The sequence below is a fragment of the Kitasatospora sp. NPDC059747 genome (genome assembly GCF_042732955.1).
Lineage (GTDB): Bacteria > Actinomycetota > Actinomycetes > Streptomycetales > Streptomycetaceae > Kitasatospora.
Genome location: NZ_JBHWGV010000074.1, coordinates 32572 through 46214 on the forward strand (window position 1 = coordinate 32572; position 13643 = coordinate 46214).

Here is a 13643-nt window from a genome sequence, read left to right on the forward strand (position 1 = left end):
CGCCTGTGCTGGATTCCGGTCTCGTTCCCGGTGTGCTCGCTGCCGCGTTCTGCTCTGGTTCTCCGGTCGGTACCTGCCTCGTTCTGGGCTGATTCTCCGGTCGGCACCTGCCCCGTTCTCGGCTGGCTCTCCTGTCGGCACCTGCCCCGTTCTCGGCCGGTTTGCCCGTTCCCCGCCGGTCGGGGGGTGCGCGACCGGCCGCTCGGCGGGGGAATGCGTCCGTTTCGCGCCCCCTGGCCCGATTGTCACCCGGGCGGAGGGGGCGCAGGCTGGGCGGGAGGGCCGGGGAAGCGGCCCGCTCCGGCCGGTCGCGGTGCTGACGACGGCCGCCGGTGATGTGCGAGGGGCAGGGCGATGACACGCGGGAAGCTCTGGGGCTACGTCGCGTCGGGGGCGCGGGTGCTCGGTGCCTTCGGCGGTTCCGACGGCCACGGGCGGCCGGGCGGGTTCGGGTGGTCCGGCGCGTTCGGCGCGTTCGGGCGGCCGGGCGGATTCGGGCGGTCGGGCGGCGCCCGGAGCGTGGGCACGGGCGGCCGGGACGGTGCCGCCGGAACGTTCCACCCGGGGGTGATGGCCGGGCCGCGGACGCTCTCGCGGCCGGAGCTGGTGCGCCTCGGCTGGACGGACCGGAAGACCGGGTGCGAGCCGCAGGCGCGGCACGTCCAGGTCGCCGAGGTGGTGCGCCGGGTGGTCCGCGGCGGCGGGCGGTCGGCGGCGGTGACGGTCCGTGTCGCGCCCGGGCTGCCGGTGGTGGCCGGGGACGCCCGGCGGCTGGAGGCGGCGCTCGGCGGGCTGGTCGACCACGCGGTCCGGCGCAGCCCGGTCGGCGAACGGGTGCTGGTGCGGGCGGAGGCGGTGGCCGCGCCGGCGCTGCCGGGGCTGGGGGCGTTGGGCTCGGGCCTCGGGCCGGGCACTGGGGGCGGCCCCGGCGGGTTCGGGCGGACGCGCGGGCGGGTGGAGATCCGGGTCGCGGACCGCGGCGCGTGCGAGCTCCCGGAGGCGCGGGAGTGGCTGCTCGCGGGCGTGCGGCCGGACGGGCCGGTCGGGCCCGCGCTGCACGGCCTGGTGCTGTCGTCCGGCGGGCGGGTCGCGGTGGAGGCGACGCCCGGGGGCGGGCTGACGGTGGTCCTGATCCTGGCGGTCGCCCACGAGTGACGCGTCCGGTGGAGTTCGGTGACGCGCGGGGTGGAGTCCGGTCCGGCCCGCGGCGCCTCGCGTGGACCGCAAAGAGATCTTCGCAAAAAACCCTTTGCAAAGAATTCTTTGCGGTCCTACGCTCATGCCATGACCGATGACCGTGGCTGGATGCACAGTGACGACCCGCACGCCGTACTCACCGCCAAGGGCATGCGCGCGATGGCCCACCCCGTGCGCATGCAACTGGTCGGGCTGCTGCGCAAGCAGGGCCCGTCCACGGCGACGAGGCTCGCCGAGCAGCTGGGGCTGAACTCGGGGGCCACGAGCTATCACCTCCGCCAGCTCGCCGCCGCGGGCTTCGTCGAGGAGGATCCCGGGCGCGGCAACGCGCGCGAGCGGTGGTGGCGGTCGGTGCACACGCTCACGGTCTGGACGGGGGAGGACCAGGCCGACGAGGAGCCGGAGACGGTCGTCGGGTACCTGCGGTCCGTCCTCGCCGCGCACACGTTGACCGGGCAGCGCGCGCTCAACGCCTTCGAGACGATGCCGCGCGAGTGGCGCAAGGCGGTCGACCTGAGCGACCTGGTCCTCCGCCTCACGCCGGAGGAGGCCGGGCAACTGGCCGACGACCTGGCCGCCGTGGTCGCGCGCTACCGGCGGCTGGATGCCGAGGGCCCGGTGCCCGGGGGCGCCGAGCCGGTGGCCGTCGTCGTCCACGTGCTGCCCGAGCCGAAGGCCACGGCGGACGCCGATCAGGAGGACGACCAGGACGCCGACCAGGAGGGGGAGCAAGGATGACCATCGCTGCCGTCGGCCCCGCGCGGAGCCTCCGGCCGCTGGTCGGGGTGCTGGCCTCCTCGGCCGTCTCGCTGACGGGCACCCGGGTCTCGGCCGTCGCGCTGCCCTGGTTCGTCCTCGCGACGACCGGCAGCGCCACCATGACGGGTCTGGTCGCCTTCGCCGAGATGACGCCGTACGTGCTGGTCAAGGCGTTGACCGGGCCCCTGGTCGACCGCCTCGGCCCGCGCGTCGTCTCCTGGACGACGGACGCCGTGAGTGCCGTCGCGGCCGGACTGGTGCCGCTGCTGCACGCGCTGGGGCTGCTGCCGTTCGGGCTGCTGCTCGGCATGGTCGCGGTGATCGGCGCGATGCGCGGCCCCGGGGACCTCGCCAAGTCCGTCATGGTGCCGGAGGCGGCGGACCGCGCGCGGGTGCCGCTGGAGCGCGCCACCGGGCTCTCCGGCGTCACCGAGCGGCTCGCCTCCACGCTCGGCCCGGCGGTCGGCGGAGGGCTCGTCGCGATGGCGGGCCCGATGGCAGGCGTGGTGGTCAACGCGGCGGCGTTCGCACTGGGTTCGCTGATCGTCGCCCTCGCGCTGCCGCGCGGGATGGGGCGGACGGCGGCCCCGGCCGCCGGGGCCGGTGCGGTCGAACCGGGCACGGCCGGACCGGGCGGCGGCGGGTACTGGCGGATGTTCCGCGAGGGCTTCGCCTTCCTGCGCGCCGAACCGCTGCTGCTCACCGTGATCGTGACGATCGGCATCACCAACCTGCTGGACGCCGGCTTCGCGACCGTGCTGGTCCCGGTCTGGGCGCAGGACTCCGGGAACGGCCCGGCGGCGATCGGCCTCACCGGCAGTGCCATGGGGATCGCGGCGGTGGCCGGCAGCCTGATCGCGGCGGGCGTCGCCCACCGGCTGCCGCGCCGCGCCGTCTTCTTCGCCGGCTTCCTGCTCGCCGGGGCACCGCGCTTCCTCGTGCTCGCGTCCGGCGCCCCGCTGTGGACGGTGGTGGCGGTGTTCGCGGTGGCGGGTTTCGGCTCGGGCTTCCTGAACCCGATCCTCGGCGCGGTGCTCTTCGAGCGGGTGCCCCGCCCGCTCCTGGGCCGCGTCCATGCCCTCGGCGACTCCCTCGCCTGGGCCGGGATCCCCCTCGGCGGCCTCCTCGCCGGCGCGGCGGTGGCGCTGGTCGGGCTGATACCCGTGCTGGTCGCGTCCGGGGTCCTGTACTTCGTGACCACGGGCGCGGCCGGCCTCCGCCGGGAGTGGCGCGAGATGGACCGCCTGCGCGGCCGCGCCCCGGCGGTGGCGGACGAACCCGACCGGGCACCGGAGCCCGCGCGGGGGTAGGCGGAGCCGTGCGGCAGGGGGAGGCGTCGGTGAGGGACTGGGGGCTGTCAGTGCGGCGGCGCAGTGTGCGGCTCGTACGAATCGGAAGAGGGTGCGGCCATGGCTGGCAGAGCGCTTGGCCAACTGAGGCAACTGCTGGGCGAGCCTGCGACGTGGGGGCCGGCGCAGCGTGAGCTCTGGGCGGCCTCGGAAGCCTGGCTCGGGCTCGGGCTCCGGCTGCCGACGGACTACAAGGCCTTCCTGGACCTCTACGGCTCGGGCACGGTCGACGAGTACCTGCAGTTGGAGCGGCCGATGGAGGGGAGCGCAGAGGAGGCCGAGCGGCTCTGGAAGCACGGGTGGCCGCGAGGGCCGGAGGACTACGAGCGCTTTCCGTGGCCGTTCCATCCCGAGGCGGGCGGGCTCGTCCTGTGGGGGGCCGACGAACAGGCCAACACGTATTGGTTCCTCGCCGAGGAACCGGATCCGGACGACTGGCGGATCATCGTGTGGAGCGAGTGCGGCGAGTGGTTCGAGACCGCGGGGACGTTCACCGAGTTCCTGGTGCGGTGCTTCGACCGGGTGGACCGGACGCCGTTCCTCGCGCACGACTGGCCCCGGAAGGACGCCCGCTACCGCCCGGCGTCGGCGCGTACGGAGGGCGGCCCGCCCAGTGCACGAGTAGCACGCTGACCAGCGCCGCGAGGGCGCACCACGTGGAGAGGAAGGCGATCCGCCAGAGCAGGGCGCAGAGGCCGGCGGCCAGGCCGGTCAGGAATCCGAGGCGGCGCAGGTCGCGGTCGCCGCTGATGAGGAGGGAACCGACGGTGGTGAGGAGGTAGCCGGCCAGGAGGACGGCCGGGTGCGGCACGCCGATGCCGTACGTCAGGGTGTGGCCGTGCTCGGTGGCCACGACCGGGTGGGCGGCGACGGCGATGGCGAGCGGGACGGTGACGACCGTGCCGAGCAGGGTGAGGCCCGACAGCACGCGACGGCGGTCCGGTCCGGCCGGGTGGCCCGGTTCGGTGCTCGCGCACCACACGGCGGCCGGGACGTACACGGGCAGGAGCGGCAGGGCGATCGCCGCCCAGGCGGTGCGCGCCCAGCCGGCGAGGGCGGCGGGCAGATCGCCGTCCGTGCCGAGCCAGACGACCGCCTCGATCAGCTGGTGCGCGCCCAGCACGAGCGGGAGCGCGGCGAGCGGCAGTCGCTGCGGGCGGCCGGAACGGCGGGCGCGGACCAGGCACGCGACTCCGAGGCCCACGACGACCCCACCGGCCACCGCGTCCGCCTGCGCGCTCCAGCACATCCGGCTGCCTAACCTTTCGCCGGGCTGTTGGGTGGGCCGTCGGGCGGGCCGTCGAGTGGGCTGTCGGGTGGGCCGTCAACAGGGCCGTCCGCCGGGCCGTCGTCCGTCCGGTTGTCCGCTGGGCCGTTCACGTTGCGGCCGGTCGGGCCGACCGTCCGGCTGTCGGGGGTGCTGCTCGCGCCGCCGTCCGTCCGGATGCTCGCGCCGCCGTCCGTCCCGCCGTCGGGGGCACCGCTCTCCGGCGTGCCGTCGTCGAGGCGGTCGTCCGGGGGCGCGCCGATGCTCTCCAGGGTGTCGCGGACGGTGCCGGGCATCGCCGGGTGGCGGCCGATCACGATCACGCCGACCACGATCGCGACCAGTCCCAGGGACTCCCAGGCGAGTGCGCTCGGGGTCACCCGTAGCCGGTCGCCGAGGAAGCCGACCGCGCAGGCGATTCCGGCGATCGGCTGGGCGGCGGTGAGCGCGGGCAGGGACATCCGCAGCGGCGCGGCCTCGAAGGCGCTCTGCACGAGCAGCAGCCCGATGACGCCCGCCACGATCACGGCGTACGGCTGCCAGGTGCGCAGCACGGCGGAGAGCCCGTCGTGGTCGAGCCGTTGGGTGGTGGTGCGGGTCAGTGCGTCCTGCAGTCCGTACAGGAGGCCGGCGGCGAGGGCCAGCAGCGTCGCCTCCTCGAAGAGCGGCAGTTTCCGGGCCGCCGACACCAGCAGCAGGACGAGCCCGACGACGGTGCCGACCACCAGCCAGTGCCGCATTTCCCCGGCGGGCGCTCCGCCCCCGGAGGGCTGCCCGGCCACGATGAACGCCGTCACCCCGAGCCCCAGCAACAGGACTCCGGCCCAGCCCGAGCGGCCGAGGGTCTGACGGGTCAGCATGCGGGAGAGGGCCATGGCGAACAGGAGGTTGGTCGCGAGCAGCGGTTCGACGAGCGACACCTCGCCCTTGTTGAGCGCGAGCGCGGAGAGGATCAGTCCGCTGACCATGAACCCGGTGCCGAGCAGCCATTCGGGCATCCGCATCAGGTCCAGCAGCAGTCGCCAGTGCAGCATGTCGGCACGTGGGGCCCGCTGCGCGGCGTGCTGCTGGAGGACGAACCCGAGGCCCAGGCAGCAGGCGGCGCTCAGAGCGAGGAGGAAGACCGCCACGGAGGGACCACCCGGTGTGTCGCTGCCCCGACGTCGCCGATCGCCGGTTGCCGGTCGCCGTTCGGCGGATCGCTGCCTGCGCCGCGTCGGCGGTCCTGGGGTCGGGCAGCGGTCGCGGCGCCTTCCGTCAGCCTACCGCCGGGGCGCCGACGGGGCCGTTCGACGGCGGGACGGTCCAGGCGCAACCGTCCAACGCGGGACCGTCCAGCGCAGGGCCGCCCAGCGCAGGCCCGCCCAGCGCGGGGGCGCCGGAGCCGGTCGGACCCGGAGCCGGCCCCCGCGCTTGCCGGGGTGGGCGCGGCGGGCGCACGCTGGTGTGAGCGGCCGCCCGCGGTGCACCGTCCGTGCCGGCCGGGACAGGCGCGACGGGGGCCGGTGCCAGGAGGTGTGGCATGCACAACCAGTGGGACGTGGAGCTGAGCTTCGACGAAGACGGCGTGCACACGACGTGCGAGGCGAGGCTGACCGGCGCGAGGGCCCCGGGCCTCAGCGCGCACGGCGAGTCGGTGAAGAGCGCGGACGACCGTCCGCTCGCCAGGATCGGCGAGGAGGTCGCGGCCTCGCGCGCCCTGGAGGAGCTGTCCCGCAAGCTGCGGGTCCAGGCCACCGGGGAGATCGAGGACGAGGGGCACCGCCCCGGTTACCTGATCTACTAAGCCGATCCACTGCATCGGTGGCTGAACTCGCCCCCGGCGCAGCCGGGTTGGGCCGCCGCAGCGCCCGGGCGGGGGCCGCGGCGGCCCGGGGAGTCACACGCCCGCCGCCTTCCGCCGCGGCGGCGCCGGGACGAACACGACCGCGATCAGCGCCGCCACGGCCAGCAGTACGGCGGTGACGACGAACGCCCGGTCGTAGCCCGCCGCGAGCGCTGCCGGAGCGGAGTCACCGGCCGCCGCGGCGTGCCGCGTCGCCGCGACGGCGAGGGTGGAGAGCACGGCGAGGCCGATGCTTCCGCCGCACTGGCGCCCGGCGTTCAGCAGCCCGCTGACCAGCCCGGCCTCGCGCGGGTCGACGCCGGACGTGCCCATCGCCGTGTTGGCCACCATGCAGATCCCGACGCCGGCGCCGGCGACCACGGACGGCCCGACGAACGCCGTCAGATAGCCGGACGAGACCCTGAGCCCGCTGAACCACAGCATCCCGAGCCCGGCCAGCACCAGCCCGCCGGTGAGCGTCGCCCGCCCGCCGAAGCGGGCGCCCAGGCGGCCGGCCGTCATGCTCCCCGCCATCGTCCCGGCGCAGAACGGCAGGAAGGCGGCGCCCGCGGCGAGTGGCCCGTAGTGCAGCACGTTCTGCAGGTGCAGCGAGCAGAAGTAGAAGCCGTCCAGCATCGCCGCGCCGATCAGGGTGACGATCAGGCTCGCGACCCACGCCGTCCGCACCCGCAGCACGCCGAGCCGCACGATCGGCGCGGACGCGAACCGGGCCTCCCAGCCGAGGAACGCGAGGCCGAGCAGCACGGCGGTCCCGAGGGTGGCGATGGTCCGGGGCGAGCCCCACGGGTGTCGGTCGGTCGACATCAGCCCGTACACGAGCACGCTCATCGCACCGGTGCCGAGGGCGGCGCCGACCACGTCGAGTCGTCCCGCGCGCGGCGGCCGGGCGGTGGCGACGGAGCGCGACGCGAGGGCGGCGGCCACCAGGACGAGCGGGGCGTTCACGAAGAACACCCAGCGCCAGTCGAGCAGATCGGTCAGCACGCCGCCGAGCAGCACGCCGAGCGCGCTGCCGCCCGCCGTTACCATCGACCAGACGCCGAGCGCCCGGGCCCGGGCGGCGCCCTCGGTGAAGGTGACCATGATCAGGGTCAGGCCGATCGGGGCGAGGACGGCGCTCGCGACGCCCTGTCCGGCACGCGCGGCGATCAACTGCGCGGGCGTCTGCGCGAAGCCGCCGAGCACGGATGCCACGCCGAACAGGACCAGTCCCGCGAGCAGCGCCCGGCGGTGCCCGGCCAGGTCGGCGACCCGGCCGCCGAGCAGGAGCAGCCCGCCGAACGCGAGCGCGTAGGCGTTGACCACCCACGGCAGCGCGCTGTCGGCGAAGCCGAGGGAGCCGCCCATGGCGGGCAGTGCGATGTTCACGATGCTGGCGTCGAGCGTGACCATCAGCTGGCACAGGCACGCGGTGGCGAGGACGAGGGACTTGCGCGGGCCGCCGGGCCCGGGCGGCGCGGCGGTGGTCGTGGTCAACGGTGTGGAGAGGACTGATTCGGGCACGGCGACCTCCGAATGCGAACGTTGTTCGCGTAAGGTAAGCCTTACTTGCATGGGTCGGCAAGCGCGCAGGTGGGAAGCCCGGTCCGGCGTGGCAGGATGACGGGATGCCAGGACGGGAGAGGCCAGAGCAGGAAGTGCCTGAGCGGGACATGCCCGAGCGGGTGAGGTCGGACCGGGAGGCGCCTGAGCGGGTGAGGTCGGACCGGGAGGCGCCTGAGCGGGGGGCGTCACCGGACGGAGCACCGGCCGCCGAGCGAGGCCGGTACGGCCCACGGCGGCCCCGGCCGGGCCTCACCACCGTCGCCGTGGTCGCCGCCGGGCGCCGCGTGATCGAGCGGGACGGCATCGACGCCCTCACCATGCGCGCGGTCGCGGCCGAACTCGGCACCGCCGCCGCCTCGTTGTACCGGCACGTGGCCGACCGCGACACCTTGCTGCTCGCCGTACTGGAGGAGATCGCCGCCGGCCTCCCGGTGGACGTCCCCGGCGCGGAACCGACCGCCCGCCTGCTCCGCCGCCTGCTCGGCGCGCACGACTACATGGCCGGCCACGCCTGGGTGCTGCACGTCCTCATCCGCGGTGAACTCGTCGCCGAGAACGCCCTGCCGTTCAACGACGCCTGCCTCGCCGACCTGCTGGCCGCCGGGCTCCCGCCGGCCCGCGCGGCCTCCGCGTTCCGCTCCTGCTGGCAGCTGGTGCTCGGCGAACTCCTCTCCGAACACCCCGTCAGCCCGCCCCGCCGGCCCAATCAGCGCGCCGCCGCCTTCGCCGCCGCGGATCCGCAGGCGCTCCCCGCCCTCACCCGCGTCCACGCCGAGGTCCCCGACCGGGGCCCGGGCACTCGCTGTGCCGACCTCCAGGCCGCCCTCACCGCCCTGATCACCGGCCTGACCGCGGATTCGAAGGGTGCCCGGTGACCCACGAGCCCCTCGCCCCCGACCTGCGCGACGCGTGGGCGCACGGCCTCGCCGCCAATCCGGCCCTGCCCGACGCCTTGTGGCCCGCCCTCCTCGGCGCGTATCCCGCCCTCCTGTGGAGCCCCCGCCCGCCCGTGGCCGTGGCGGCCGCGCTCGCCCACCCCGAGTGGAAGGTCCGGGCCCGCGCGGCCGAGTCCCAGCCGGGCATCACCGCCGACCAGTGGGTGCGGCTGATCCTGGACGAGCCGGATGCCCGGCGCCGCTGGACCCTCACCGTCATGGCGGCCGACCGGGCCGCCGAACTGCCCGTCGACGTACTGCGGCAGCTCGCGACCGACCCCTCCGCCCGGGTCCGCGCCGAGGCGGCCCGCCTTCCCGGACTGCCCGTCGCGCTCGCCGTCCGGCTCGCCGGCGACGCGGACCCGGCCGTCCGCGCCGAGGCCTGCCCGGCGGCCTGGCCGCACCTGGGCGAGGAGGCCCGGCACTCACTGCTCGCCGACCCGGCCGGCCGGGTCCGTGAGGTCGCGCTGCTTCTGCACCACGCCGATCACCCGATGCCCCGCGACGTGCTCGCGCTCTTCGGGAGCCGCGACGTCGTACTCGCGACCTGCCGCCTCGAACCGGACCTGGCACGGGAGTCGGCCCGGACCTTTCCGGCCCGCGAGCGGGAGGCACTCGCCCGCAACCCGCACCTGCCCGCGGACGTCGTCGACCTGCTGGCCGAGGACGCGGACGAGGACGTGCGCTTCACGGTGTCCGTCCGGCCCGATCTGACCGAGGAGCGTCGCGCCGCCGTCCGCGTCGACCTTGAGGAGCACGAATACCATCATGCGCTCCCCTGGGTGCTGGCCCGGCAGGCCGACCCGGACGCGATGCGCGAACTGGCCGCCTCCGCCCACCCCACGATCCGCCGTAGCGTCGCCCGCGCCCGCCGGCTCCCGCCCGACGTCGTGACCCGGCTCGCCGCGGACGAGGACCGCGTCGTCCACCTCTTCCTCGCCGAGTCCTGCGACGACGCCCCCGCCGAACTCCTCCTGGACGTCTGGCGCTGGTGGACCGGCAGCCTCTCCCACCCCGACCGCCCCCACGGCCACCCGAACTTCCCCCGCACGGGCCTCCTGCGCTTCGCCGACGACCCCGACCCCCACATGCGCCGCCTGGCCCTCGACGACGAGGAATCGCTCCCCGCCCTCGTCGAGCGCTTCACCCGCGACCCGAGCCCCGAAGTCCGCCGCAGGGCGGCGACGGACCCGCGCCTGACGGAGGAAGCCGTCCGGCGCTTCCTGGACGACCCCGACGTGGACGTCCGCGCCGCCGTCGCAGCTCACCCCCGAGTCCCCGCCGAGCAGTTGGCGAGCTCGCTGCACGACCCGCGCACGGCCACGGCCGCTGCCCGCAATCCGAGCCTGCCCGCCGACGCGATGGCCGAGATGGTGGACCGGCTGACCCGCGCCGCCTGAGGCTCCCGGCGGCAGCCGGGGCCGGCGTCCGGCGTGGTCCACGAGTTCGTGCGCTACTCGCCCGCGTGATCGAGTATCAGCCCTTGGTCTGCGAAAGGAAGTCCGTCAGCCGCCGGTTGACTTGCTCCGCCCCGGCTGCCGGCAGGTTGTGGTGGGCCAGGCCCGGGAGGACGGTGACGGTGGCGTCGGGCAGGGCGCGGCGGGTGGCGTCCGCGACGCGGTGGGCGTCGTGGGCGCGGCTGCGTTCGGCGAACAGGGCGAGCGTCGGCGCGGTGAGCGTGCGCAGCCGGTCGGCGGTCGGGCGGGGGCCGGTGACGATGCGGGAGGCGGGGAAGTCGGCGTACCCGAGCGCGTACACCTCGCGGCAGTCGGCGTCGAGCCGGGGCGTGTCGCCGCTCTCCCAGGCGAGGTAGGAGCGGGCGCGGTCGGCGGTGCGGCGGGGGAGGAAGAGCGGCAGGGCGCGCAGCAGGTAGCCGGGGCGGAAGCCGGCGAAGACGTTGTTGGGGTCGAGCAGGGCGATGCGTCCGACCCGTCCCGGCGCGTGGAGCGCGTACTCGACGGCGGTCCAGGCGCCGTAGGAGTGGCCGCAGAGGTCGGCCTCCTGGACGCCGAGCCCGTCGAGGACGGCGTCCAGCCACGCCATGAGCCCGGGGACGCCGCCGAGCGCGGCGCCGTCGTGGACGCTGCGGCCCGGGTCGCCGATGAGGTCGACGGCGAGGACGCGGTGCCCGGCGGCGGCCAGGGCGGGGGCGATGGCGAACCAGATGGCGGACGTGGCGCCGCCGCCGTGGAGCAGGACGAGGGGGTGGCCGTCGCGCCGGCCGCAGGCGTTGACCCGGGTGGTGCCGTGGGCGGTGCGGACGTCGACCGGCTCGACCGGGAGGGGCCAGCGGGCGAGGAGCGCGTCGTACGCGGCGAAGAACGGCGCCGTGCGCGCGGCCGACGCGGACGGTGAGGCAGGTGCGGTCGCAGACATGGCGGGCCTCCGCTGGGATGATGGAATCACTCGCTGCACAAGTATCTCGCTCAGCGAGAGAATACGGCACCTGGGGGTGCCGAGGAAGGAGGCCGGGGTTGTCCGATGTCGAGGAGCCGATGCGGCTGGTCCACCTGTTGCGCGGACTGACCGTCGAACTCGACCTGTTCGGGGCCGAGTTCGCGGCGCGCAACGGGCTGCACCCGACCGATCTGCGGGCGCTGATCCACCTGCTGGACGCGGCCAGGGCCGGGGAGGTGGTCACCCCGGGCCGGCTCGGCGAGGCGCTGCGCCTCAACTCGGCGGGCACCACCGGGCTGGTGGACCGGCTGGAGCGGCTCGGCCTGATCCGGCGCGAACGGGACCCGGGGGACCGGCGCAAGGTGCGGCTGGTGGTCGAAGAGCGTGCGATGGAGCTCGGACAGGGCTTCTTCGGCGGGCTGATCGGCGACCTGGTGGGCGCCATGGGCCGGTTCGACGCGGCGGAGCTGGCGACGGCCCGGCGCTTCCTGCTGGCGATGACGGAGGTGGTGGCGGCGGCCCGCGGGGCGTGAGCCCGGGGCCGCCGGCGGGAGGGCCGGAACCCGGCCGGAACCTGGTTCGGAACCAGAGCCGGCACCAGAGTCGGAGCCGGTTTCAGAACCAGGTGTCGCCGTAGTGCGGCCCCGGGTGGCCCTCGCGCAGCAGGCAGATGTCGGCCTCGCGCGGTGGTTCGGGGCCCTCGAAGGGCGCCTCCTCGGGGCAGCGGGCGGCGACCTCGACGGCGTACTCCGGCCAGGACGCCCAGTGCAGGTCGTAGCCGACGCCCTGGACGAGCGCGGAGTGGGAGCCGCCGTGGCTGGCGGTGAGCTCGCAGCGCAGTCGCGGCTCCATCACGAAGGCGGCGCGCGGGACGTGGTTGAAGTGGTCCACGTCGGACTGCGGGAGCGTGACGACGGCCGGGCAGTGGCGGTGTTCGACGAGGTCCGGGGGGCCGGCGAGGGCTGCGGGTCCGGCGGAGGTGGAGTCCGGTTGGCTCATGGCCGCCAGCATTCCACCGGCGGCCGGCGAGGGGCGGCGGAACCACCGTTCTGTACGCATCAGGCGGGCCAACTGTCGTGTCGTGTACGGGCAGTGGTCACTTGTGCGGGTCGGGTAGTGGAACGGGTGGGGCCAGTGGTGCCGAGGCGTCGCACGAGGCCAGGAGTCACGCGGACCCGAGCGACCAGCTGATCACCGACAGCGTCGCCATCGACACCAGCGTCGACCACAGCACCGCGTCCCGGGCGAGTGCCGTGCCCTGCCCGTACTCGCGGGCGTAGACGTAGACGTTCTGCGCGGTCGGCAGCGCGGAGAAGAGCACGACGGTCAGCAACTGGTGCGGCGGCAGGTGGAGCACGAAGGCGGCGACGGCGTACGCGGCCAGCGGCTGGACGAGCGTCTTGACCAGGACGGTCAGTCCGACCTCGGCGCGACGCGAACCGGCGTCCGCGGGCGGGCGGTTGTGCAGCGAGATGCCGAGGGCGATGAGGGCGGTCGGGACGCCGGCGCCGCCGAGGAGTTCGCAGGAGTGGTTCAGCTCGGCGGGCAGGTGCAGGCCGGTCGCGGAGGCGACGGCGCCGAGCGCGGTCGCCAGCAGGACGGGGTTGCGCAGCGGGAGGGTGAGCAGGGCGCGGAGCCCGGCGCCGCGGCCGTCGAGGACGGCGAGCACGGCGGGGGTGACGAACAGGATCTGGAACAGGACGACCGCCGCGACGAACGAGGCGTCGCCGAGGACCTGCATCGCCACGGGTATGCCGAGGTTGGCCGAGTTGACGTACCCGGCGGCCATGCCGCCGATCGCGAGCTCGCCGGGCTTGCGGTGGAACAGCAACCGTCCGGCGAGCAGTCCGAGGCCGGTCGCGAAGGCGGTGCCGGCGGCGAAGGCGAGCATCGAGGCGTTGGCGAACCGCTCCAGCGGGGTGCGGGCGATCATCAGGAACAGTGCGGCGGGCATCGCCACGTGGAAGACGAAGCGGCTGAGCACCGCCTCCGCCTGCGGGCCGAGCAGTCCGGACCGGCCGACGAGGTAGCCGACCCCGGTCAGGGCCCAGATGGGCGCGAATCCGGAGAGCAGGGGGTGCAGGGCGTGCATGGTTCCTCGGATCGCTCGTCGCCCGGGGCCGACGGGGGTCGCCTGCTGCGGCGCGGGCTGCCTGGTTCGGCGTGGGTCGCCTGGTCCGGCGGGGGTCGCCCGCCCGGGGCAGTAAACCAGCCGCGTCAAGCGGCCGATCATGGACCCGGTCGTGGGGGGGGCGGGGCCCTGGTGTCGCGGGGGCGCCCCCCCGCGGGCGGGCGCCGCCCCCGGCGGGGGTCCCGCCGCGCCCGGGGTGTGGCGCGCCCCGCGCCCC

At 75.5% G+C, this 13643-nt stretch carries 12 protein-coding genes and 2 pseudogenes; 8 read left to right on the forward strand and 6 right to left on the reverse strand.

Annotation, left to right across the window (positions count from 1 at the left end):
• Positions 1–354 precede the first annotated feature (354 nt).
• From ACFV4G_RS28195 to ACFV4G_RS28210, 4 genes and pseudogenes are all read left to right on the forward strand, one after another.
• Positions 355–1155 carry a hypothetical protein gene (locus ACFV4G_RS28195; protein ID WP_380444920.1) on the forward strand — a complete coding sequence of 267 codons (801 nt, stop codon included), beginning with the start codon at positions 355–357 and terminating at the stop codon, positions 1153–1155.
• A gap of 129 nt (positions 1156–1284) precedes the next feature.
• Complete coding sequence (locus ACFV4G_RS28200; protein ID WP_380444921.1) at positions 1285–1935, forward strand: ArsR/SmtB family transcription factor; 651 nt, start codon at positions 1285–1287, stop codon at positions 1933–1935.
• A complete protein-coding gene (locus ACFV4G_RS28205; RefSeq protein ID WP_380444922.1) occupies positions 1932–3266 on the forward strand; it encodes an MFS transporter in 1335 nt (444 codons plus the stop codon). The genes ACFV4G_RS28200 and ACFV4G_RS28205 overlap by 4 nt, the downstream gene beginning before the upstream one ends.
• Before the next feature lie 99 nt (positions 3267–3365).
• Positions 3366–3749 (forward strand): annotated as a pseudogene (locus tag ACFV4G_RS28210) (hypothetical protein); the annotation flags it as partial.
• Between the two features lie 46 nt (positions 3750–3795).
• Here the strand turns inward: ACFV4G_RS28210 and ACFV4G_RS28215 are convergent.
• A complete protein-coding gene (locus ACFV4G_RS28215; RefSeq protein ID WP_380444923.1) occupies positions 3796–4554 on the reverse strand; it encodes a DUF6629 family protein in 759 nt (252 codons plus the stop codon).
• A gap of 308 nt (positions 4555–4862) precedes the next feature.
• Positions 4863–5702: pseudogene (locus tag ACFV4G_RS28220) on the reverse strand (DMT family transporter); the annotation flags it as partial.
• 392 nt (positions 5703–6094) lie between these two features.
• On the opposite strand from ACFV4G_RS28220, the gene ACFV4G_RS28225 reads away from it, so the two are divergent.
• Positions 6095–6358: a dsRBD fold-containing protein gene (locus ACFV4G_RS28225; RefSeq protein ID WP_380444924.1), complete on the forward strand. Its 264-nt coding sequence runs from the start codon at positions 6095–6097 to the stop codon at positions 6356–6358.
• A gap of 93 nt (positions 6359–6451) precedes the next feature.
• Here the strand turns inward: ACFV4G_RS28225 and ACFV4G_RS28230 are convergent, their stop codons facing one another.
• Positions 6452–7921 carry an MFS transporter gene (locus ACFV4G_RS28230; protein ID WP_380444925.1) on the reverse strand — a complete coding sequence of 490 codons (1470 nt, stop codon included), beginning with the start codon at positions 7919–7921 and terminating at the stop codon, positions 6452–6454.
• Between the two features lie 305 nt (positions 7922–8226).
• Here ACFV4G_RS28230 and ACFV4G_RS28235 point away from each other — a divergent pair, with 305 nt between their 5' ends.
• Together ACFV4G_RS28235 and ACFV4G_RS28240 are read left to right on the forward strand one after the other, a co-directional pair.
• Positions 8227–8838 (forward strand): TetR/AcrR family transcriptional regulator, encoded by a 612-nt coding sequence (locus ACFV4G_RS28235; protein ID WP_380444926.1) that lies wholly within the window; start codon positions 8227–8229, stop codon positions 8836–8838.
• A complete protein-coding gene (locus ACFV4G_RS28240; RefSeq protein ID WP_380444927.1) occupies positions 8835–10298 on the forward strand; it encodes a PE-PGRS family protein in 1464 nt (487 codons plus the stop codon). The genes ACFV4G_RS28235 and ACFV4G_RS28240 overlap by 4 nt, the downstream gene beginning before the upstream one ends.
• A 76-nt stretch (positions 10299–10374) precedes the next feature.
• On the opposite strand, the gene ACFV4G_RS28245 is transcribed toward ACFV4G_RS28240, so the two are convergent.
• Positions 10375–11274: an alpha/beta fold hydrolase gene (locus ACFV4G_RS28245; protein WP_380444928.1), complete on the reverse strand. Its 900-nt coding sequence runs from the start codon at positions 11272–11274 to the stop codon at positions 10375–10377.
• Between the two features lie 119 nt (positions 11275–11393).
• Here ACFV4G_RS28245 and ACFV4G_RS28250 point away from each other — a divergent pair, with 119 nt between their 5' ends.
• Entirely contained in the window at positions 11394–11828 is a 435-nt protein-coding gene (locus ACFV4G_RS28250) for a MarR family winged helix-turn-helix transcriptional regulator (protein WP_380444932.1), read from the forward strand.
• Positions 11829–11910: 82 nt separating this feature from the next.
• Here the strand turns inward: ACFV4G_RS28250 and ACFV4G_RS28255 are convergent, their stop codons facing one another.
• The gene (locus tag ACFV4G_RS28255) at positions 11911–12294 is read right to left on the reverse strand and encodes a hypothetical protein (RefSeq protein ID WP_380444929.1); all 384 of its coding nucleotides are present in this window, start codon (positions 12292–12294) and stop codon (positions 11911–11913) included.
• Positions 12295–12460: 166 nt separating this feature from the next.
• Positions 12461–13387, reverse strand: coding sequence for an AEC family transporter (locus tag ACFV4G_RS28260; RefSeq protein WP_380444930.1), 927 nt, complete (start codon positions 13385–13387; stop codon positions 12461–12463).
• Between the last annotated feature and the right edge of the window lie 256 nt (positions 13388–13643).